Source organism: Thermococcus indicus, assembly GCF_006274605.1.
In the GTDB taxonomy this organism is placed as follows: domain Archaea; phylum Methanobacteriota_B; class Thermococci; order Thermococcales; family Thermococcaceae; genus Thermococcus; species Thermococcus indicus.
Map to the genome: position 1 here is coordinate 1,607,757 of NZ_CP040846.1, position 19,362 is coordinate 1,627,118.

The window sequence follows — 19,362 nt, forward strand, 5'->3', positions numbered from 1 at the left end:
CCTGCTTTTTCCATTCCATCGATGGCCTTTTATTCTCCTTTTCCTAACTTTCGCGGTGGTAACATGGCGCTCAGAAAGCTCGGAGATTCTACCTACCTGTACCCGGGCAGTCCCTCCACCATGATAAAGGTTCTCAAGGAGGGGGCGGTTCTGATCGACCCCGGCCACGGGAGCGGGCGGCACAAGGATCTGAAAAGGGAGGTTCGGAAGCTCTGGGTCGAAATAAAGGCCCAGCTTGCGACGCACGGCCACGCAGACCACATATCGGTTGCGCCGAGGATCGACGCTCCTCTGTTCATGCACCGCTTCGAGTTCTCGGTAGCCGAGAGTCCGCTGAACAGGGAACTGCTCACCTTCGGCTCGAAGGCGCCGAAAGGGTTCCTCGTCTTCCAGTTCCCCGAGGAGGTCAAGGTTCATGCGGTTTTCGAGTGGGGTGACAAACCATTTGGCTTAAAGGCCATCAAGCTAAACGGCCATTCGCCGGGGATGACGGGGTTCTTAGACGGAGAAAACGGGGTTATCTACGCGGGGGATTCTTTCTTCGGGGAGCGGGTCATAACCTCGGTCGGCCTGCCCTACCTGGTCGATCCAGAATTGTTCAAAGCTTCAATTACAGAATTAAAGAATTATGCAGAGGACGGCTTTCTCCTGATACCCTCCCACGGCAGGCCGGTGGAGGGGGAGGAGGCGCTCGAACTGCTCGACTTCAACCTCAACCGTGTCGAGGAGACCGAAAGCCTCATCCTGGACATCCTGAGGGAGGGCCCGATGGGCATCGACGGTATCGCCTTCCGCATAATGAAGCATTACGGGGCCGAGGTCACGCCCCAGAAGCTCGCCCTCAACCTCGTTCCGATGAGGGCATTCATTGCAAAGCTTCACAACGAGGAAAGAATAGAAGCGGTAATAGACGGAGGGCTGAAGTGGAGGATCAGAAGGGATTGAAAACCGTGAGGAACTTCCAGAGGGGGACCACGTCTATTTTAACCCCTTCCCTGGTTATCTCTTCTTCATCTTCCCACGTGACAACCAGACCCCTCCTCATCCCGAGCGATTTTGCCACGCGGATTATGTTTCCGACCTCCCTATCGGTGTTTCCGTCCAGTTGGTACGTCACTTGAATTGGGAGAAGCTCACCGTTGCGTTTAAGTATGAAGTCAACCTCGCCCCTCTCATCCCTCCAGTAGAAGATCTCACCGGAGGTGAATGAATAACTCATCCTTCTCATCAGCTCAAGGTACACCGCAAGCTCAATTATCCTGCCCCTTTCCGGATGGGCTTTCATGGATAGGGTTCTGGCGAGCCCAACATCGACGGGATAAACTTTACGGGGAGAATTAAGCTGGGCCTTTGGCTTGAAGGAGAACCTCCTGACCTGAAAGAGCAGATAGGCTTCTTCGAGGTATGATACGTAATCTCGAACGGTGTGCACATCCCTAATGCCGACCAATGACCCGAGTCTGGAATAAGTGAACTCGTTGGAATAGTTTGACATAAGATATCTGGCCAGCTCCCTGAGGGCACTTCTGTGCCTTACCGAATGCCTGAGCATGATGTCCCTTTCGACTATATCCCTGTATATAAGTGACAGGTAGACCTTCCCGAATCTGACAGACTCGGGGAATCCACCGGCCTCAAGGTACTCTTCGAGCAGGGAAATTACCCTGGATACCATCCTGTCGGAATATGTCCATCCGAGGTCCAAATTAAAACCTCTGAAGAGCAGGAACTCCCTGAAGGAGAACGGAAAGAGCGTTAAGTCAATGTGTCTCCCAGTTAAATACGTTCCCAACTCTCCGGATAGAAGCCTCGAAGAGGAACCGGTCACTATGACTTTATAATTCAGCCCCAACCTCGAAACGAACCGTTCCCATCCAGTTATCTCCTGCACCTCGTCGAGGACTATGAACTCCGGCTCTCCCCAGAGCTGCCTCGCCGCGTTTAAGAGCCTTTCAAAATCGCTTGCTTTAAAGTTGGACAGTCTCTCATCAAAGAAGTTCACATAGAGCTTCTTCTCCCCACTTGCCCGCCAGGAGAGAACGGACTTCCCGGAGCGTCTGACGCCAAGGATAGCAAGAATGCCACCGGAAGAAATTAGGCTCACAACGTCATTTTCAGGCTCCCTTGAGACTATCCGTTCCCTTCTCACGAACTCTTCCATCTCCTCCCTCTGAGAAACCAGCACCCTCTTAATCTCCTCAACCCGCATGATTTGAACTTGGCTTTGAACCTCTTAAAGTTTGTGATTAGCAACCACAAGCTTTTCCAAAAAGTTTGTGATTAACAACACCAAATACCTCACTCCTCGTCGGGATAGCACAGGTAGCGGTAGGGGCAGAACTTACACAGGTAGGAGTACTCCCCCTTAGGGGGCTTTCCCCTTTCGTAGGCCTTCTTGACGGAGTAGAAATGCTTGAGGGTCTCGCGGAAGAGCTTGCCGTCGTAGGGGACTTCAAAGGCCCTGAAGTTCGGCCCCTTCACGATGGGGAAACGCGAAAAGTCGATCTTGCTTATCACCTTCATGGGTTCCTCGTGGAGCTTTATGTAGTAGAGATAGCCGTACTCCGCCTCCGCCCAGCGCATGTAAATGTTGAGCTGGGCCATGTGGTAGTCGTAGGGTTTGCTGGGGAGGCTGGTCTTGCCCTTTATCTCGATCGGGAAGTCCCCTATGGCGTCTATCCTGCCGTGTATCTCGAAACCGAGTCTCTGGGACCTGAGAACGAGGTGCTTCTCAAGCTCGAAGCCGAAGCGTTTCTGCAGGATCTCACCGAGGACGTTGTGGGTATTTACCCCCTGGTTCAGCCGCACCTTTACAAACTCCGGCCATCTCTCGGGATAGCCCTTGAGCCTGAAGTATATCCTCCGCGGGCACGTCAGGGCCTCGCTGGCGTAGAACTCGATGAGACTATCGTTCCCGTTGCTTCCGTCATTTCCGGCCATTCCGCTCCCTCCAGGAAGGGGGCGGGTCATCGGCCCGCGAACCTCTCCGCCCCTGCGTCAGCTAATACCGACGTCATCACCCATCAGACTGGGCAAGGGTCGTCATCCGCTTGGAGGGTTAAGGCTAACCCGGCATTTAAACCTTTGGGAAAAAGGTCGAACGAAGGGAGAAGGAAATCAGAGTATGGTACCCTTCTTCCTCTTGAGCGAGTAGCTCAGCCCGTACGCCGGCCAGATACTCGGCGGCTGCTCGTAGTGGTGGAGGTTCCTCAGTATCTTCTCCGCGGTCTTTTTATTCCTGGCCTTCACCCTCAGAACGCCGTCCTCGAGCTCAACCGTCCCGTTGGACAGCCTCAGGGTGAGCTTTGAGCCGTTCACCTCGGGCCGGGCCTTCATTAAAAGCGCCCTGTAGTCCTCGTATGCCTCCCTGCTGAGCTTCTGCTCAAGAAAGACGGGTTTCTCACGTGACTTAAACAGGCGGGAGAACCAACTACTTGAAGGTTCTTCATCCATACTCCTCATCTACCTCCGGAGGATTTCTCGTTTTAAATTCGCCGTTCCGCTTTTTAAGGCTTTCTCCTCGCTTTTTGCCGAAATGACGGGAGAAGGCTTTTTAAAGTTTCCCGGCTGAGTAACGCCGATGAGAAGCACCAGAGTCATAAAGCCCCGCATTCGGGAAACGTTGTCCCGTGAACTCCCAGGAGGGTTAGTTGAACTGCTCCCAAAACATTGGGTCCAGATAGGGGATGTCCTAATCCTCCCGCTTCGGCCAGAGCTTGAGCCGTACAAGCACCGCATCGCCGAGGTCTACGCCCAAGTAATTGGAGTCAAAACCGTCCTGAGGAAGGGCAGAATAGGCGGCGAGTTCCGCGAGACGAACTACGAGGTTCTCTACGGGAGCGATACGGTAACGGTGCACGTTGAGAACGGAATCAGATACAAGCTGGACGTTGCCAAAGTCATGTTCTCCCCGGCCAACGTCAAAGAGCGCGTTAGAATGGCAAAGGTCGCGAAGTCCGGGGAGCTGGTCGTGGACATGTTCGCCGGAATCGGACACCTCAGCCTCCCGATGGCCGTCCACGGGAAGGCCAGGGTCATTGCAATAGAGAAGAGCCCATACACATTCCAGTTCCTCGTCGAGAATATCGAGCTGAACCGGGTTCAGGACAGAATGACGGCCTACAACATCGACAACCGCGACTTCCCGGGGGAGAACATAGCCGACAGGATTCTGATGGGCTACGTCGTCACAACCCATGAGTTCATCCCCAAGGCCCTCAGCATAGCAAAGGACGAGGCGGTGATCCACTACCACAACACCGTGCCGGAGAGGCTGATGCCGGAGGAGCCCTTTAGGACGTTCAGGGAAATCGCGAGGGAGCACGGCTACGAGGCCGAGAAGCTCAACGAGCTGGTCATCAAGCGCTACGCCCCCGGGGTCTGGCATGTCGTCGTTGACGTGAGGGTCTTCAAGAAATGAACCTTTCTTCTATGTTCCCGTTGGAATGCCCCATCCATCCGAACGGCGGCGTTCCAGCGACCGTTTAAACCTTCCCCTTGGGTTCATCCATGGAACTTTCTGTCCCATCGGACAAACTTTTGGTCCGTTGTGCCGGAGGCGGTTCGCCGGTGGTTAACAATTGAACTTAACTTAACATATACTGTGAAACGCTTCCTTTTGCGAAGACCTTATATCCTCCAACCCGAAAATCTTTCGAGGTGATTCTGGTATGGAGGCGAAAGGTGGTTACTGGGGCAGGATTCTGAGGGTCAACCTGACCACCGGGGAGATAAAGGTGGAACCCCTCTCCGAGGAGTTCCCCAGGAAGTACCTCGGAGGCGTCGGCTTTGGAACCAGACTTCTCTACGACGAAGTTCCGGCCGGAGCTGATCCGCTTGGGCCGGAGAACAAGATGATAATCACACCTGGCCTGTTCGTCGGAACCGGCATCGGAACCGGCTCAAAGACAGCCTTCAACTTCAAGAGCCCGCTCACCGGTGCCTATGGCCGCTCGATGGCCGGAGCCAAGATGGGCGAGGAGCTCAAGAAGGCAGGCTACGACGTCCTTATCATCGAGGGCCAGAGCGAGAAACCTGTTCTCCTCGTTGTAGAGGACGACGAGGTTAAGCTCGTTCCGGCCGATGGTTACTGGGGTCTCACGACCGGCGAGGCCAGGAAGAAGGCCAAGGAGGAGTACCCCGGCTTCGCAACGGCCTTTATCGGCCCGGCCGGTGAGAACCTCAGCAGGATAGCCACGATAGAGACCGACGACAGGCAGGCCGGTAGAGGTGGCCCCGGTGCCGTCCTCGGAAGCAAGAAGCTCAAGGGAATCCTCGTAAAGGGAACCAAGAAGATACCGATAGCCCAGCCCGAGAAGCTCCGCGAGCTCATCAAGGAGTGGGCGATGGTCTTTAAGGACCACCCGGCCACCAAGGCAGACATGGAGTACGGAAGCGGCGAGTTCCTCGACTGGATGAACCGCGAGAGGGGAACCTTCCCGGTCAGGAACTGGCAGATGGGCTTCTTCAAGAAGGCCTACGAGAAGGCCAAGGAGGAGGGCAGGGAGCACATCGGAATCGACCCCTACTTCTGGGCGCCGAAGTACCGCGCCGGCAGGAGGCCGTGCCCGCTCTGTAACAAGCCGTGCAGCCAGTACATCAAGGTCGAGAGCGAGCGCTGGGGCACCTTCATGACGGATGGACCGGAGTACGAGACCCTCTACTCATTCGGCGGTGTGCTCGAGCTTGACGACTTCGAGACGGTAGCGTACCTCAACTACCTGGCTGACGAGCTCGGCCTCGACACCATCTCGGCCGGTGTCACCATCGCCTGGGCCATGGAGGCCTACGAGAGGGGACTGCTCACCAAGGAGGAAGCTGACGGCCTTGAGCTCACCTTCGGAAATGGCGAGGCCGCCGTCGAGGCCCTCAAGAAGATGGCCTACCGTGAGGGCAACCTCGGAAAGCTCCTCGCCGACGGTGTCAAGAGGGCCAGCGAGAGGCTCGGCAAGGGCAGCGAGAAGTTCGCCATGCACGTCAAGGGCATGGAGCCGCCTGCCTATGACGTCCGCGGTATAAAGGGAATGGCCCTCGCCTTCGCCGTGAACGTCCGCGGTGCCGACCACCTCACCAGCGGCGCCTACGGAACTGAGCTGGTCGGCAAGTGGTGGAAGTTCGATGGCGTGGACAGAACCAGGGGCGAGAACAAGGGCTTTGAGATTGCCTTCCACGAGAACCTCATGGCGATCTATGACGCCACCGGCGTCTGTAAGTTCTCAAGGCACATGTACTTCCTCGAGGGCTTCCCGCCGCTCGTCGAGGCCGTTACCGGCATGAACATCGGCGAGGCCGAGCTGATGGTCATCGGCGAGAGGATAATGAACGTCGCCAGGGCCTTCAACGTCAGGGAAGGCTTCACCAGGAAGGACGACACGCTCCCGTACAGGATCATGTGGGAGCCGATTCCTGAAGGAGTCAGCAAGGGCTTCCACGTCCCGCCGTGGGAGCTCGACAGGATGCTCGACGAGTACTACCAGGCCCGCGGCTGGAGCAGGGATGGAATCCCGACCAAGGCCAAGCTCATCGCCCTCGATTTACCGGACATCGCCGAGGACATTGGGGCTGGTATTTGAAGGTCCTTACCCCCTCTTTTCTTTGCTTCTTCCCGGAGTTAAATATAAGAACCTGGGGGGAGTATCCTCCCGTTGGTGTTAATCATGGAGAGGAAGCTCACCGATTTCATCGGCCATGCCTCCAAGAAGGATAACGGTTTAACCCGTGAGGAGCTTGAGAGGGTTCTTAAGAAGGCCGCGGATTTAATCAGGACGAGAGTTGATTACAAGTACATCCTCCTCCTGCTGTTCTTGAAGAGACTGAGCGACGAGTGGGAGAAGGAGTTTGAGGAGTACGTTAGGAAGCTCACCAAGGAAGGCCTGGACAGAAAGACCGCCGAAGAGCTTGCCCTCAAAGACAGGGAAGCGTACACGATTAACTATCCACCCGAATACCTCTGGAGGAAGCTCCGCGAGAAGGACATCGAGAGCCTTCCCCAGAACCTTTCGCAGGCCCTCAAGAAGCTCGCCGAGCTCAACCCCAACCTACGGGGTGTCGTTGACCGCTTTGACTTCATGGAGTTCATGCTCCACAGGGACAACGCCGAGATACTCAGGCAGCTCTTCGAGCTCTTCAGCGGGCTTGACTTAAAGAACGCCTCTCCAGATGTCCTTGGCGATGCCTACGAGTGGATTCTCCGCTACTTTGCCCCGCAGAAGGCCAAGGAGGGTGAGGTTTACACTCCAAGGGAGGTTATCAGGCTCCTAGTTGAAATCCTTAAGCCGGAGCCGGGGAATGAGGTTTACGACCCTGCGATGGGTTCCGGCGGCATGCTCATCGGGGCTTATCTCTACGTTAAGGAGCACCGCGGAGCGGATGAGGCTAAAAAGCTCTTCCTCTACGGCCAGGAGGTCAACCCGACCACCTACGCTTTAGCCGAGATGAACATGATACTCCACGGCATTAAGTCGCCGAAGCTTGCTGTCGGCGATACACTTCTCAGGCCAGCCTTTAAGGAGGAAGAAAGGCTCAAGCGCTTCGATGTGGTTATAGCAAACCCGCCCTGGAACCAGGACGGCTACGGCGAGGCGACCCTCAAAAAGGCCGAGTTTACCGAGCGCTTCAAGTACGGCTATCCCCCGAACAATTCGGCAGACTGGGCGTGGATACAGCACATGCTCGCGAGCGCCAAAGATGATGGAAGGGTCGGCATCGTCATAGACAACGGCGCGCTCTTCAGGGGCGGGGCCGAGAAGAAGATAAGGGCGAAGATACTCAAGGACGACCTACTTGAGGCGGTAATTCTGCTCCCCGAAAAGCTCTTCTACAACACCGGCGCGCCGGGAGCTATAATGATATTCAACAGGAACAAGCCGGAGGGCAGGAAGGGGAAAGTCCTCTTCATCAACGCCTCGCAGGAGTATGAAAAGCACCCCGAGATAAGGAAGCTGAACAGACTCGGCGAGGAGCACATCAGAAAAATCGCTGAAGCCTTCGAGAAGTTCGAGAACGTTGAGGGCTTTGCGCGCGTCGTTGAGCTGGACGAGATAAAGGAGAATGACCACAACCTAAACGTCACCCTCTACGTCTTCCCGATGGAGGAAGAGGAGGAGATCGACGTTAAGGCCGAGTGGGAGGAGCTGAAGAGGATTAACGAGGAGCTTGCGAGGGTTGATGAGAAGATTGAGGGATATTTGAGGGAGCTGGGGTATTGAGAGAAGGGTTTATTAAATTCTCAACCCAAAAAATTATCAGGTGTGAGGAAAATGGCAACAAAAAAGAAACCTAAGAAAAAGTACAAGCGCATCCACAACCCGCTCACAGGAAAATACTACCTCGCCGAGATTCAGCCCGATGGGCGGTATAAAATAGTGGGACTATGGCATCCTCCCAAGAAGAAGAGCACAAGGAAAAAAGGGTCGATTTGGGATCTTCTGGGTTGATGGACTATGGTTAAGGTGTTCGTTGATACGAACACAATAGTCCACTGGGCGATTTTAAAGAAGGGCATCGAGAGGCTTTTGGTCTGCATTGAGCGGGTTATTTGTCATTGTCGAGCTTATCGTGGGTTTGATAGTTTTGGGAGTTATTATTCTCATAATTAGAGGGGATGCTTAATGGCAGGACTCAAGAAAACTCCAATCGGCGAGATTCCCGAGGATTGGGAGGTTGTAGAGCTTGAGGAGATTGCGGAGAGGTTCGTCGGCGGAGGAACGCCATCAACAAAGAAACCAGAATACTGGAATGGTGACATTCCATGGATCACAAGTGCCATAATTTCTGGATACTACATAACTGATGGGGAAAAATATATCACTGAGAAAGGTCTCAACAACAGCTCCACTAATATCGTTCCAAAGGGCAATATAGTAGTAGCCACCCGAGTGGGACTTGGAAAGGCAGCGATAACTAAAATTGACGTGGCAATAAATCAAGATTTAACCGGTGTAATTTTGAAAAAGGAGCTTGTAGATCCTGAATATCTCGTTAGGTATGTCACTTCTCCGTTTGTTGTTAAATTTATTCTCTCGGCGGCTAGGGGAACAACTATAAAGGGGATCTCTCGAAAAGAGCTTGCAAAACTAAAAATCCCCCTCCCACCCCTCCCCGAGCAGAAGAAAATCGCTGAAATCCTGCGTACCGTTGATGAGGACATCGAGAAGACCGACGAGGCCATCGAGCGGACGGAGCGTCTAAAGAAGGGCCTCATGCAGAGGCTTTTGACCAAGGGGATCAAGCACGAGCGGTTCAAGAAGACGGAGCTGGGCGAGATTCCGGAGGAGTGGCGGGTTGTAAGGTTGGAAGAGATTTCAAATATTTATTATGGTCTCTCACAGCCTCTTCCAGAGTTAGAATCAGGAGTCCCCATGATACGTGCTACAAATATAAGAGCAGGTAAGGTTTATCGGGAAGGGTTGATAAAGGTTGATATTTCGGAGCTTCCTGCTAATAAGAGGCATGTAATACTCCAAGAAGGAGACATTATAGTCGTCAGGAGTGGAGCGTACACCGGAGACATTGGTATAATCTCTAGAGAATTCGAGGGTTCAATTGCAGGCTACGACCTAATTGTCAGACTTAATCACGAAAAAGCTTACCCCGAATATACCACATATTACCTCCTCTCTCCACATGTTCAGTCCTATTTTACTACACTCAGGACTAGATCCGCACAACCTCATTTGAACTCAAAGCAACTGAAGAATACAAAAATCCCCCTCCCACCCCTCTCCGAACAAAAACAAATCGCCGAAATCCTTTCCACTGTCGATAGAAAGCTCGAACTCCTGAGGAAGCGCAGGGAGAAGCTTGAGAAGGTCAAGAAGGGCCTGATGAAAGATTTGCTGACGGGAAGGAGGAGGGTGAAACATTACGGTGACCAAAAAATTTAAATATACTACATGGAAAAGTTATGTTAGTCCCGGTGGGTTTCCTCCTCTTGATGACAAAAGGCATGCTGCCCCCAGCAACAGTTACAGCAGTGGTGGAGGTGATGGACATGGTTTTCAAAGTTACAGAGAACGTCCCGAAAGTGGGGGCGGCCCTCCTCCGGGTTGTGGGGGCGTAGGGACCAATGCTTTCGAGGGGGAAACCCAGGGCTACAGCCCGGGAGGGCTGCCCTAGGAGGGCGTGGTGATGGGGGTTCGAATCCCCCCGCCCCACGAAAAAGTTTGAGGGAGAGTCATGTCAAATAATAGCATCTGGAATTCTTGGATTGAGCTCACAAAAAATGGTGCTCTCCCACTAGTTGCACTTACTTATTTGTTAGCAGTCTGGAAAATAAGTGAAACTTGCACCACTAACAAATGTTTTATAGAGTCTTTCGTAATCGTTTCAATTGTTATCATGCTCTTGTTGTATCCGATGCTCAGATATGCTAGGACCGTTTTAGGTCTCAAGATCAAGGTGGAAAAAGAACAAGTAAAGAAATCCACACTGAAAATTATTGACAAGCATTTTTCTCCACGAATTAGAGCATTTTTTGGAGTTCTAGAGCGCAGAGGAGTCATGAATTTAGAAAAGCTGGAAAATGATATTTTCAAAAATCTCTCTTTGGCATTTATTATGTTAGAACGAGGGGAAGCTCTTGATGGTCATTTGAAATATCGCATTAGTAACGTTCTTGAAGGAAAGGCACCTAATGAATACAGAAGGATACCTAGCCTCTCAACTCTATTTAGACATTTTATGTTGAATGAAGTAGTAACATGGCAAGAAGTGGATAATGTCATCCCCATAAAGATTAGGCAGGGTTTTTCTATATTTCTTGTTATACCATCAAAACATGCCCCCCATCTTGGAGATCTTATTATAGGCGGGTATAGGAATTATGTTAGGAATATCTATGATAAGATACAAAATAACCCTGACATCTCAGAGGAGGATAAGCAGAAATTTCGTGAATGGTACAGCAAGTTTAACCCTCCTATAAATCCGGCCATCTTGGTTTTGTTCCCTTATCAAACATCTATTGAGGTCATACTTGAATATCTTTCTGAAGGTAGCTCTGAGGACATTAAACTAGTTTTTGCTCCTAAGATTGAGACCATTTTAAAACAAACGCTAGATGTTGGCAGGATTAAGCTCGCTTATTTATTTGAAACAGTTGGATATGCTGATAAAATTGTCAACAGGTTGATAGAGTTAGACAGAGATATCAAGGTAAAGATCAACGGAAACCCTGAATTAACTCTAAATGATTTCCTAGCTCTTTCTCAGCCATATAAACATCTAATGAGGGCAATAAAGTTAGTTGATCCTTCTCTATTCAATGAGGTTGTTCAATATGAGGGGTATCTAGGGGAACTTAGAAATCTCATTAGAGATTTAGAAATTACAGTTCATGGAAAGACATTAACTCCTGATAATACCACCATAACACGCTAGAACCAGCACACAACCTCCTAGTTATTTGATGATACAAGAACTATTTTGCTGAATTTCATTTTGTTAATCTCTTAACATCCCTTCGTTATTTTGTCTCTTTTGTTAATACATTAACCACAACTCTTTTATATGGCTTTAATGTTAACCCATTAACATGATAGTATGGGTAGCAGTCGACGACCGCATTTTGGTGGCGATTAGAAATGATGTCATCAGACTTAAAGAAAAAATTGAGTGAGCTTGCTAAGGATTTCAAGGAGAAAAATCCGAACGTTTGGGATATCCTTCTCTACGGTTCCATAGTTAAGGGAAAAGAAGCCCCCAACGACATAGACATTGCCGTAATTTTGACCGAGGGGGATCCGTTCGAAGTGGCGTTCCACTTTAAGAGGGTGCTAGAAGAGAGGGGCTTCTCTCCTGAAGAGCTGGACGTCAAAGGCTTCCTGATGGGCGAACTTTTCAGCGAGAACAACCTGATAAGTTTTGCACTGCTCGTTGAAGGTTATTCCCTGACAAAAAACGAATTCCTCCATAAGGCTCTCAACGCCAAAGGATACACCCTCTTTAAGTTCTCATACTCTGGTCTTACTGGCAGCGAAAAGGTGAGGTTCATATATAGCCTGAGGGGGAGAAGGGGAGGTGAGGGGATACTCAAAAAGCTCAATGCCGTGGAGCTTGCCGCAGGGGTAGTTTTGGTGCCGGTGCATGCGACGTTTGAATTCAGGGAATTTCTGTCGCTCTGGGGACTGAGTTACGAGTACGCACCGATATTAGTCGGAGAGTTCTCCCGGGAGGTGCCTTCCCTTGAATGAAACCCCCGAATACCTCCAGTGCGAGAAGCCCATCATCGAGCGGCTGGAATCGAAGGGCTGGACTTACAGGAGGGGCATTGAGGTTCTCGAAAACGAAAACGAGCCCCTCTTAATCTCAAGGTTAAAGGATGCAATAATGAGGATAAACGGAGTTGGCGAGAGGGAAGCGGAGGAGGCAATCAACCTCCTTGAGGCTGCTCATTTTGGCGTTGAAGGGTCGAGAAGGGTTCTCGACTACCTCAAGAACGGCGTTCCCGTGAAGGATGAAGAAACCGCTCAACCGAAGAGGCTGATGCTCATTGACTATGAAAACCTCGGAAACAACGAGTTCCTCGTTGCCAACCAGGTCGGCTACCCGTTTAAGACCAAGATACCCGACCTAGTCCTCTACGTCAACGGCATCCCGCTGGTCATCATCGAGTGCAAAAAGCTCGATGTGAGCTGGAAAAAGGCCTACGAGCAGATTAAAAGCTATGAGAAGGAGATGCCCGAGCTCTTTAAGTACGTGCAGATCGGCGTTGCGGTTGGAGATAAACCCGTCTATTTCCCCATAGTGCCGTGGCTCGGGAGCGTCCCGGTCTACGAATGGAAGGGCGAGAGCTTTGATGAGCTGGACAACCTGGTTGAGCTTTTAAAACCTGGGACTCTCCTTGACGTCCTCCGCTACTTCACCTTTTACCGTGAGAGCGGTGGGGCTTTTACAAAGGTTCTGCCGAGGTACATGCAGTACCGGGCGGTTAGAGAGATAGTGAGCATCGCTCTGGCCTACGCGAGGGGAGAAACCGAAAGAAACAGGGGCTTAATATGGCACTGGCAGGGAAGCGGAAAAACCTTGACCATGATATTCTCCGCCTATAAAATCAAGCGCCTGCTCGGCAACCCCACGATTTTCTTCGTCGTTGACAGGAAGGAACTTGAGAGACAGCTGAGCGGCGAGCTTAAAGCCGTGGGGCTGAGCTTTGAAGTTATAGATTCAATTGAGAAGCTCAGGGAAGTCCTAACCCACGCCGATGGAAAGAGGGGAACGTTCATCACGCTCATCCACAAGTTCCGCGCCGAGGACCTCAATGACGTGCTGGAGGGCCTCAAGAGGGAAAGCCGGAGAAGAAAGACTATAATGAACCGGCGCGATGTGGTCGTTCTCATAGACGAGGGACACAGAACCCAGTACGGCGAGCTTGCTTCGACTATGCGCTCGATACTCAAGAGCGCGTCCTTCTTCGCCTTTACGGGAACGCCGATAGCAAAGAAAGGGCGCGACACCTACGCCACCTTCGGCTATAAGGACAGGCCCTACCTCGACAGGTACTTCATAACGCAGTCCATAGAGGACGGCTTTACCGTGAAGATAGCCTACCAGGCGAGGCTTGAGGAGGACGTTCACCTAAAGAGGGAGCTCCTTGAGGCGTTTCTCTCATCGAAGCTGGAGGAAATCCCAGAGGAGTACCGCGGAAGGGTGGAGGAGAAGCTCAAGAAGAGGCTCAACGCGATAAAGGTATTCCTGAAAAACCCGAAGAGGATCGAAACCATAGCCCAGGACATAGCAAGGCACTATAAGGAGAGCGTGGAGCCGTTTAAAGCAATGGTGGTAGCGGTTGATAGGGAGTCCTGCGTCTTATACAAGCGCGCCCTCGACAAGTATTTGCCAAGGGAGTACACAGAGGTCGTTATGACGTTCAACCGGGACGACAGCGAGGTTATCAAGGAATATCAAAAAGAGCTTGAGGAGCGCTTCCCCGGAAAAGACATGGCCGAAATCCGCGAGAGAATTCGTGAGGATTTCAGGAACAAAAGCTTTCCAAAAATCCTGATAGTTACCGACATGCTCCTCACGGGCTTTGACGCCCCAATCCTTCAAACCATATATCTGGACAAGCCGCTCAAGGAGCACAGGCTCCTTCAGGCGATAGCGAGGACCAACAGGCCCTTCATTAAGAACGGCGAAAACATCAAGCCCTTCGGCCTCGTTATAGATTACGTGGGGGTATTCAAGGAGCTGAAGAGAGCGCTGGAGATTTACGATGAAGCTGATATCGAAGGGGCCGCCTACAGCGTCGAAGAGATAAAGGAAGAGCTCAGGAAAAAGATCGCCAAGGCTATGGGATACTTTGATGGCCTTGAGCCGAGAAGGGACAGGGAAACGATAATGAACGCAGTTGAGATACTGTTCAGAAACAACAAGGGCGAGGAGTTCGGGAGGCTATACAGGGAGATAAGGCACCACTACAAGCTCCTCAGAGAGGACAGGGATGAGTTCAGAGAGGCCTTCAAATGGCTCACGGAGGTCTACTATGCATACAGAGCGAAGGTTGATGGCCTTCCGCCGGAGGTCGAACTCAAAGCCGACGAATTCTTGGGGGAGGCCCTCAAGTTCATACACGAGACAGTGGACATAGAGGAGATAAAGACCGACTTTCCAATAATTGAACTTGACGAGGAGTTCCTCAAGAAAGTAATGAGGGAGAGGGATAAGCGGAAAGCGTTTACCAACCTCCTGTTCTCGGTCAGACACTACGTAAACACCCACAAGGGACCTTTAACGGAGGACCTAGTTGAGCAGGTAGAGAGGATAATCGAAGCCTGGAGACACAAGAAGGAAGAAATCGAGAAGCTCTATGAGGAGCTCCTTGGAATAGCACAGGAAATAGAAAAGCGCTCGCAGGAGCAGAGAAAGCTCGGTTTGAACGAGCTCGAATACGCCCTTCTGATGGTGCTCAAGAAGCACGTAAAGACCAATACTAACGAGCTGATTAAAGGGGTCAGAAAGTTGCTCAAGGAGACCGAGGGGCTTAGGTTCACCCGTTGGACGGAGAAAACCGAGGTCGTCAGCGAAGTCTCGCGGAAAATTATGTTCTTCATTGTAAGGGAGTATAAGGAAGAATGCGACGACATCATCAAGACGCGCAACGAGCTCCTAGAGGTGCTCAAAAGGTGGGGATAGAGTACCGCGTAATTCTGAGGGACGTTAAGTATCCACGCATCGAGATAAGCCCCCTCGGGGAGGTTAAGGTAATAGTCCCACCAAACGCAGACGCCGAGGATCTGGTGAAGAGGAAGAAGGAGTGGATAGAGAAGAAGATAAGGGAAATCGAGGAAGCCAAGATGAAGTTTCTCCCGCTTTCCAATAAGCTCCTACTCAACGGCGAGTTCTACGAACTCATCGACTCAGAGGAATTCGGAGTTAATCCAAAGTTTCACGTGATTCTCCTGCCCAAGGACGATTTGGGAACCCTAAAAAGATGGCTGAAGAGTCAGCTGAGGGAAGAGCTGGAATTCAAGGTGAGACTCTTCTCATCGGTCTTCGGGGTAAAGTACAGAAAAATCTACATCCGTTTTCAGAAGACGAAGTGGGCAAGCTGCTCTGAGAAAGGAAATCTGAGCTTTAACCTGATGCTTATGGCTTTGCCGGAGGAACTCAGGGACTACATCATAATCCACGAGGTGGCTCACCTCAAGTTCCAAAAGCACTCCCGCGCATTTTGGGAGCTCGTGAGGGAGTATTATCCAGATTACATGCGTGCCCAGAAGGAACTGAGGGAGTACTGGCTTGCACTCCAGTACAACGAGGTGTGGAGAAAGCTTAGAGAGGTTTAGACAAACTTAAATTAGTCTGTCATGAAGTTTTTCACCGAAGAATCTGCCCTTTTACCAGGTTTCTCCATTTTTAGGCGCTTGAAGAGCGCTGGGCCAGTGAAGCACTGGGAAACGGGATTTGAACTAGAAAACCACTTTGGAAAATTACGGGTCCAAAAGAGACGTACAAACTTTGATCAAACTTTGCACAGGCAAAGTTTGGTGGCGCCGGGGCAGGGATTTGAACCCTGGTGGGCAGAGCCCACTGGCTCTCCAGGCCAGCGCCTTCCCAGGCTAGGCTACCCCGGCGCATAAAGGAGAGGAATCAGGAGATGAGCTCGATCTCGATGGTGACGTCCTCGGGGACGCGGATGCGCATGATCTGGCGCATGGCCCTTTCATCGGCCTCAATGTCAACGAGCCTCTTGTGAACGCGGAGCTCGAACCTGTCAAAGGTGGCGGTTCCTTCTCCGTCCGGGCTCTTCCTGGTGGTGATCCTTATCCTCTTGGTCGGGAGCGGTATCGGACCGCTCATCCTGACGCCGGTCCTCTCGGCGATCTGCTTGATCTGGTCGGTGACCTCGTTGAGGGCCTTAATGTTGGTGCTCGCGAGCTTAATCCTTGCCTTCTGCATTTCCGTCCCTCCTAAGGCTTAAGGAAGTAAAGGAAAGGTCAGAGAAGGCCTTCACTCGGCCTTCTGGATGGAGATAACCATACCGGCAGCGACGGTCTGGCCCATGTCACGGATGGCGAACCTGCCCATCTGCGGTATCTCCTTGACCGGCTCGATGACCATCGGCTTGGTCGGCCTGAGGACGACGATGGCGGAGTCACCGGTCTTGATGAACTGCGGGTTCTCCTCGACGATGTTACCGGTCCTCGGGTCGAGCTTGGCGAGGAGCTGCTCGAACCTGACGGCGACCTGGAGGGTGTGCGCGTGGAGGACCGGGGTGTAGCCGACGGTGATGGCGGTCGGGTGGTTGAGGACGATGATCTGGGCCTTGAAGGTGTCCTTCGGCCTGACGACGGTCGGCGGGTTGTTGGTGTGTCCGGCAACGTCACCGCGCTTTATGTCGTTCTTACCAACGCCACGGACGTTGAATCCGATGTTGTCACCCGGAAGGGCCTCGGGCATGGACTCGTGGTGCATCTCGATGCTCTTGACCTCACCCTGGATGGCCTTGTGGAAGATGGTGCTGGCCGGCTCGAAGATGACGACGTCACCGACCTTGAGGACACCGGTCTCGACACGGCCGACCGGGACGGTACCGACACCCTTAATGGAGTAGACGTCCTGGATCGGGATGCGGAGCGGCTTGTCGGTCGGCTTCGGCGGCTCCGGTATCTGGTCGAGGGCCTCGAAGAGGGTCGGGCCGTTGTACCAGGGCATCTTGTCGCTCTTCTTGACGATGTTGTCGCCCTCCCAAGCGCTGGTCGGGATGACCTGGACGTTCTTGTAGCCGAGCATCATGAGGAGCTTCTTAACCTGCTCGGCGACCTGCTTGAACTTCTTCTCGTCGTAGTTGACCATGTCCATCTTGTTGAGGGAGACGATGATGTGGTTGATACCGAGGGTCTTGGCGAGGAAGGCGTGCTCCTTGGTCTGCGGCATGACACCGTCGGTAACGGCGACGACGAGAACGGCGGCGTCAGCCTGGCTGGCACCGGTGATCATGTTCTTAACGAAGTCCCTGTGGCCCGGAGCGTCGATGATGGTGATGTACCTGTGCGGGGTCTCGAACTTGGTGTGGGCAACGTCGATGGTGATACCCCTCTCACGCTCCTCCTTGAGCCTGTCCATGACCCAAGCGAACTTGAAGGACTTACCCTTCTCACCCATCTGCTCGAACTTCTGGATGATGTTCTCCGGAATGTTCTGGCTGTCGAACAGGAGCCTTCCAACGGTGGTGCTCTTTCCGTGGTCGACGTGTCCGATAAAGACAATGTTAATGTGCGGCTTCTCCTTAGCCATTTCCATACACCTCCAAACTTTGGTCTAGTCCGATTGACTAGGATGGCTTTTTAAATCTTTCGAACCTCGGCCCCCTCGGGCGGGAAACCCGCCGTTTATCGGGGAGGCCTCACGAGTTCCGTGCTTAACTTACGAAGCGGGTTTAAAAAGTTAACTAATGGGTTTTGGACGGGAATTTGTTAATTTTCAGGACGGCACTTTAAAATCGGCCAAATCCCAAACCTGCCAGCCTTCGGCGTTCAACCTTTCCTTTCCGTCAACTTTCCTGGCGATTAGTCCACAGTACTTTTTCCAGTCTTCGAGGCCAACCAACTCGCCCTTCCTCTCCAAGTCCCTCAAAATCCCCCGCGCTTCCCTCTCGCTCAAGTCCTTCCACTTCACCTCGACGAACAAAGCCTTTTTCTCGCGCTCGTTTAACGCGAGGAGATCAATCTCCTCCCCCTTGTGCCACCAGCGACCAAGTTTCGTGAAGTGGAAGCCGGTGAGCTCGATGAAAACCTCCGGACTTCCAACAAGTCGTTCGAAGGCCGAACCCATATAGGTGTTGAAATCCTTCTGCGAACGCTTCCAGACGTCCTTCGCCAGTCCAGCCTCAAGGTAGCTCCTGTTCGGGAGGACATACCTGAACCAGAAGGAGAAGTAGTTGTCGTCTATGGAATAGAGCCCCCTTTTGCTGGCTTCTTTGGCCGTTGCGGTGACGGAAACCTCCCGCCGGACTATTCCAAGCCTCTGGAGGACGCTCAGATACTTGGAAACGAGGCTCTTGTCGAGCCCAGTTGCGTTCACGATCTCCCCGAACCTGCTCCTCCCACCCGCTATCGCTTCAAGTATCGCGAAGTAGTTGGCCGGCTCCCTGAGCTCTTCCCTCAGGAGTATCTCGGCCTCCTCGTAGAGAAAGGCACCCTTTGAGAGGACGTTGTCAACGACGTTTTCGTTAAAGTCCTTCCTAGGCTCGAACTTCAGGAGGTAAGCCGGAATCCCTCCCACCACACCCCAGACCTTCACGAGGTCTTCGATCGGATAGCCAGGAAGGAACTCACCAATGTGGAAGAAGGGAATCTCCGTTAAGCGCCACTGTCCGGTCCGTCTTCCGTAGAGCGGGCTTTTGTAACCCAAAACCTCCGTTTCCATCGCCGAAACACTCGAACCGCAGAGAATCAGCATTATTCTGCCCTTCGAGAGCTTCAAGTCCCATGCTCTCTGAAGGAGCGAGAGAACCGGCCGGTAGCGTTCTATAAGCAGGGGAAACTCGTCAATCACTAGGACAACGCGTTCATCACGTACTCTCTCCACGAAGGCCATCAGAAGCTCATCAATATCGTGGAAAGAGATTCTGCTGAATAGTTCATCGCCGAGAAATTCTGAGAGGAGCTTTTGAAGCTCGCGAAGATTCTCATGGTACGGCTTTTCCGTTGCGAGAAAATAAACGTGGGGTTTGTCCCGAGCGAACTGGAGGAGCAGCTCGGTCTTCCCAATCCTCCTACGACCGTATACAATGAGCAGTTCGGCTTTGTCACTGCGGTATCCCTTCTCCAGAAACTCGAGCTCCCTCTCCCTATCCACGAAAGTTTGTCTACTCATGAGTATAATACTCGTACTTCAACTATTTAAGAATTTCGCGAAAGG

Annotated in this window: 17 protein-coding genes and 1 tRNA gene; 11 read left to right on the forward strand and 7 right to left on the reverse strand. The window is 52.2% G+C overall.

Going from position 1 to position 19,362, the window contains the following annotated elements; translation table 11 throughout:
• Positions 1 to 63 precede the first annotated feature (63 nt).
• Positions 64 to 945: an MBL fold metallo-hydrolase gene (locus FH039_RS08745; RefSeq protein WP_139681003.1), complete on the forward strand. Its 882-nt coding sequence runs from the start codon at positions 64 to 66 to the stop codon at positions 943 to 945.
• Here the strand turns inward: FH039_RS08745 and FH039_RS08750 are convergent.
• The 3 genes from FH039_RS08750 to FH039_RS08760 all read right to left on the reverse strand — a co-directional run bounded on the left by FH039_RS08750 (position 932) and on the right by FH039_RS08760 (position 3,453).
• A complete protein-coding gene (locus tag FH039_RS08750; protein WP_139681004.1) occupies positions 932 to 2,209 on the reverse strand; it encodes an ATP-binding protein in 1,278 nt (425 codons plus the stop codon). The two genes, FH039_RS08745 and FH039_RS08750, sit on opposite strands and share 14 nt — an antisense overlap.
• An 89-nt stretch (positions 2,210 to 2,298) precedes the next feature.
• On the reverse strand, positions 2,299 to 2,940 hold the full coding sequence (cas4, locus tag FH039_RS08755) for a CRISPR-associated protein Cas4 (protein ID WP_139681005.1): 642 nt from the start codon (positions 2,938 to 2,940) through the stop codon (positions 2,299 to 2,301).
• Positions 2,941 to 3,117: 177 nt separating this feature from the next.
• Positions 3,118 to 3,453 carry a PIN domain-containing protein gene (locus FH039_RS08760; RefSeq protein WP_139681780.1) on the reverse strand — a complete coding sequence of 112 codons (336 nt, stop codon included), beginning with the start codon at positions 3,451 to 3,453 and terminating at the stop codon, positions 3,118 to 3,120.
• Positions 3,454 to 3,580: 127 nt separating this feature from the next.
• Between FH039_RS08760 and taw2 the strand changes: the two genes are divergently transcribed.
• From taw2 to FH039_RS08805, 10 genes are all read left to right on the forward strand, one after another.
• Positions 3,581 to 4,420: a tRNA(Phe) (4-demethylwyosine(37)-C(7)) aminocarboxypropyltransferase Taw2 gene (gene taw2 / locus FH039_RS08765; RefSeq protein WP_139681006.1), complete on the forward strand. Its 840-nt coding sequence runs from the start codon at positions 3,581 to 3,583 to the stop codon at positions 4,418 to 4,420.
• A gap of 250 nt (positions 4,421 to 4,670) precedes the next feature.
• Entirely contained in the window at positions 4,671 to 6,572 is a 1,902-nt protein-coding gene (locus FH039_RS08770) for an aldehyde ferredoxin oxidoreductase family protein (protein WP_139681007.1), read from the forward strand.
• A gap of 84 nt (positions 6,573 to 6,656) precedes the next feature.
• On the forward strand, positions 6,657 to 8,207 hold the full coding sequence (locus FH039_RS08775; protein WP_139681008.1) for an N-6 DNA methylase: 1,551 nt from the start codon (positions 6,657 to 6,659) through the stop codon (positions 8,205 to 8,207).
• Positions 8,208 to 8,249: 42 nt separating this feature from the next.
• On the forward strand, positions 8,250 to 8,435 hold the full coding sequence (locus tag FH039_RS08780; protein WP_139681009.1) for a hypothetical protein: 186 nt from the start codon (positions 8,250 to 8,252) through the stop codon (positions 8,433 to 8,435).
• Positions 8,436 to 8,609: 174 nt separating this feature from the next.
• Positions 8,610 to 9,884, forward strand: a complete 1,275-nt coding sequence (locus tag FH039_RS08785) for a restriction endonuclease subunit S (protein ID WP_139681010.1) — start codon at positions 8,610 to 8,612, stop codon at positions 9,882 to 9,884.
• A gap of 20 nt (positions 9,885 to 9,904) precedes the next feature.
• Positions 9,905 to 10,060 (forward strand): hypothetical protein, encoded by a 156-nt coding sequence (locus FH039_RS12180; RefSeq protein WP_168188395.1) that lies wholly within the window; start codon positions 9,905 to 9,907, stop codon positions 10,058 to 10,060.
• 116 nt (positions 10,061 to 10,176) lie between these two features.
• Positions 10,177 to 11,379, forward strand: a complete 1,203-nt coding sequence (locus tag FH039_RS08790) for a hypothetical protein (protein WP_139681011.1) — start codon at positions 10,177 to 10,179, stop codon at positions 11,377 to 11,379.
• A 203-nt stretch (positions 11,380 to 11,582) separates the two neighbouring features.
• The gene (locus FH039_RS08795; RefSeq protein WP_139681012.1) at positions 11,583 to 12,191 is read left to right on the forward strand and encodes a nucleotidyltransferase family protein; all 609 of its coding nucleotides are present in this window, start codon (positions 11,583 to 11,585) and stop codon (positions 12,189 to 12,191) included.
• A complete protein-coding gene (locus tag FH039_RS08800; protein ID WP_139681013.1) occupies positions 12,184 to 15,132 on the forward strand; it encodes a type I restriction endonuclease subunit R in 2,949 nt (982 codons plus the stop codon). The genes FH039_RS08795 and FH039_RS08800 overlap by 8 nt, the downstream gene beginning before the upstream one ends.
• Entirely contained in the window at positions 15,123 to 15,785 is a 663-nt protein-coding gene (locus FH039_RS08805) for a M48 family metallopeptidase (RefSeq protein WP_139681014.1), read from the forward strand. Before FH039_RS08800 ends, FH039_RS08805 begins: the two co-directional genes overlap by 10 nt.
• 202 nt (positions 15,786 to 15,987) lie before the next feature.
• Here the strand turns inward: FH039_RS08805 and FH039_RS08810 are convergent.
• The 4 genes from FH039_RS08810 to FH039_RS08825 all read right to left on the reverse strand — a co-directional run bounded on the left by FH039_RS08810 (position 15,988) and on the right by FH039_RS08825 (position 19,317).
• Positions 15,988 to 16,073 (reverse strand) — tRNA-Ser (locus FH039_RS08810).
• Positions 16,074 to 16,089: 16 nt separating this feature from the next.
• Positions 16,090 to 16,398: a 30S ribosomal protein S10 gene (gene rpsJ, locus FH039_RS08815; RefSeq protein ID WP_012571711.1), complete on the reverse strand. Its 309-nt coding sequence runs from the start codon at positions 16,396 to 16,398 to the stop codon at positions 16,090 to 16,092.
• Positions 16,399 to 16,449: 51 nt separating this feature from the next.
• Positions 16,450 to 17,736 carry a translation elongation factor EF-1 subunit alpha gene (gene tuf / locus FH039_RS08820; protein WP_139681015.1) on the reverse strand — a complete coding sequence of 429 codons (1,287 nt, stop codon included), beginning with the start codon at positions 17,734 to 17,736 and terminating at the stop codon, positions 16,450 to 16,452.
• A 186-nt stretch (positions 17,737 to 17,922) separates the two neighbouring features.
• Positions 17,923 to 19,317 carry an ATP-binding protein gene (locus FH039_RS08825; RefSeq protein WP_139681016.1) on the reverse strand — a complete coding sequence of 465 codons (1,395 nt, stop codon included), beginning with the start codon at positions 19,315 to 19,317 and terminating at the stop codon, positions 17,923 to 17,925.
• Positions 19,318 to 19,362 lie beyond the last annotated feature (45 nt).

Coding starts and splice junctions, on each gene's coding strand:
- FH039_RS08745 (WP_139681003.1), top strand. CDS start 64: ATGGCGCTCAGAAAGCTCGGAGATTCTACCTACCTGTACCCGGGCAGT.
- FH039_RS08750 (WP_139681004.1), bottom strand. CDS start 2,209: ATGCGGGTTGAGGAGATTAAGAGGGTGCTGGTTTCTCAGAGGGAGGAG.
- cas4 (WP_139681005.1), bottom strand. CDS start 2,940: ATGGCCGGAAATGACGGAAGCAACGGGAACGATAGTCTCATCGAGTTC.
- FH039_RS08760 (WP_139681780.1), bottom strand. CDS start 3,453: ATGGATGAAGAACCTTCAAGTAGTTGGTTCTCCCGCCTGTTTAAGTCA.
- taw2 (WP_139681006.1), top strand. CDS start 3,581: ATGAGAAGCACCAGAGTCATAAAGCCCCGCATTCGGGAAACGTTGTCC.
- FH039_RS08770 (WP_139681007.1), top strand. CDS start 4,671: ATGGAGGCGAAAGGTGGTTACTGGGGCAGGATTCTGAGGGTCAACCTG.
- FH039_RS08775 (WP_139681008.1), top strand. CDS start 6,657: ATGGAGAGGAAGCTCACCGATTTCATCGGCCATGCCTCCAAGAAGGAT.
- FH039_RS08785 (WP_139681010.1), top strand. CDS start 8,610: ATGGCAGGACTCAAGAAAACTCCAATCGGCGAGATTCCCGAGGATTGG.
- FH039_RS12180 (WP_168188395.1), top strand. CDS start 9,905: ATGTTAGTCCCGGTGGGTTTCCTCCTCTTGATGACAAAAGGCATGCTG.
- FH039_RS08790 (WP_139681011.1), top strand. CDS start 10,177: ATGTCAAATAATAGCATCTGGAATTCTTGGATTGAGCTCACAAAAAAT.
- FH039_RS08795 (WP_139681012.1), top strand. CDS start 11,583: ATGATGTCATCAGACTTAAAGAAAAAATTGAGTGAGCTTGCTAAGGAT.
- rpsJ (WP_012571711.1), bottom strand. CDS start 16,398: ATGCAGAAGGCAAGGATTAAGCTCGCGAGCACCAACATTAAGGCCCTC.
- tuf (WP_139681015.1), bottom strand. CDS start 17,736: ATGGCTAAGGAGAAGCCGCACATTAACATTGTCTTTATCGGACACGTC.
- FH039_RS08825 (WP_139681016.1), bottom strand. CDS start 19,317: ATGAGTAGACAAACTTTCGTGGATAGGGAGAGGGAGCTCGAGTTTCTG.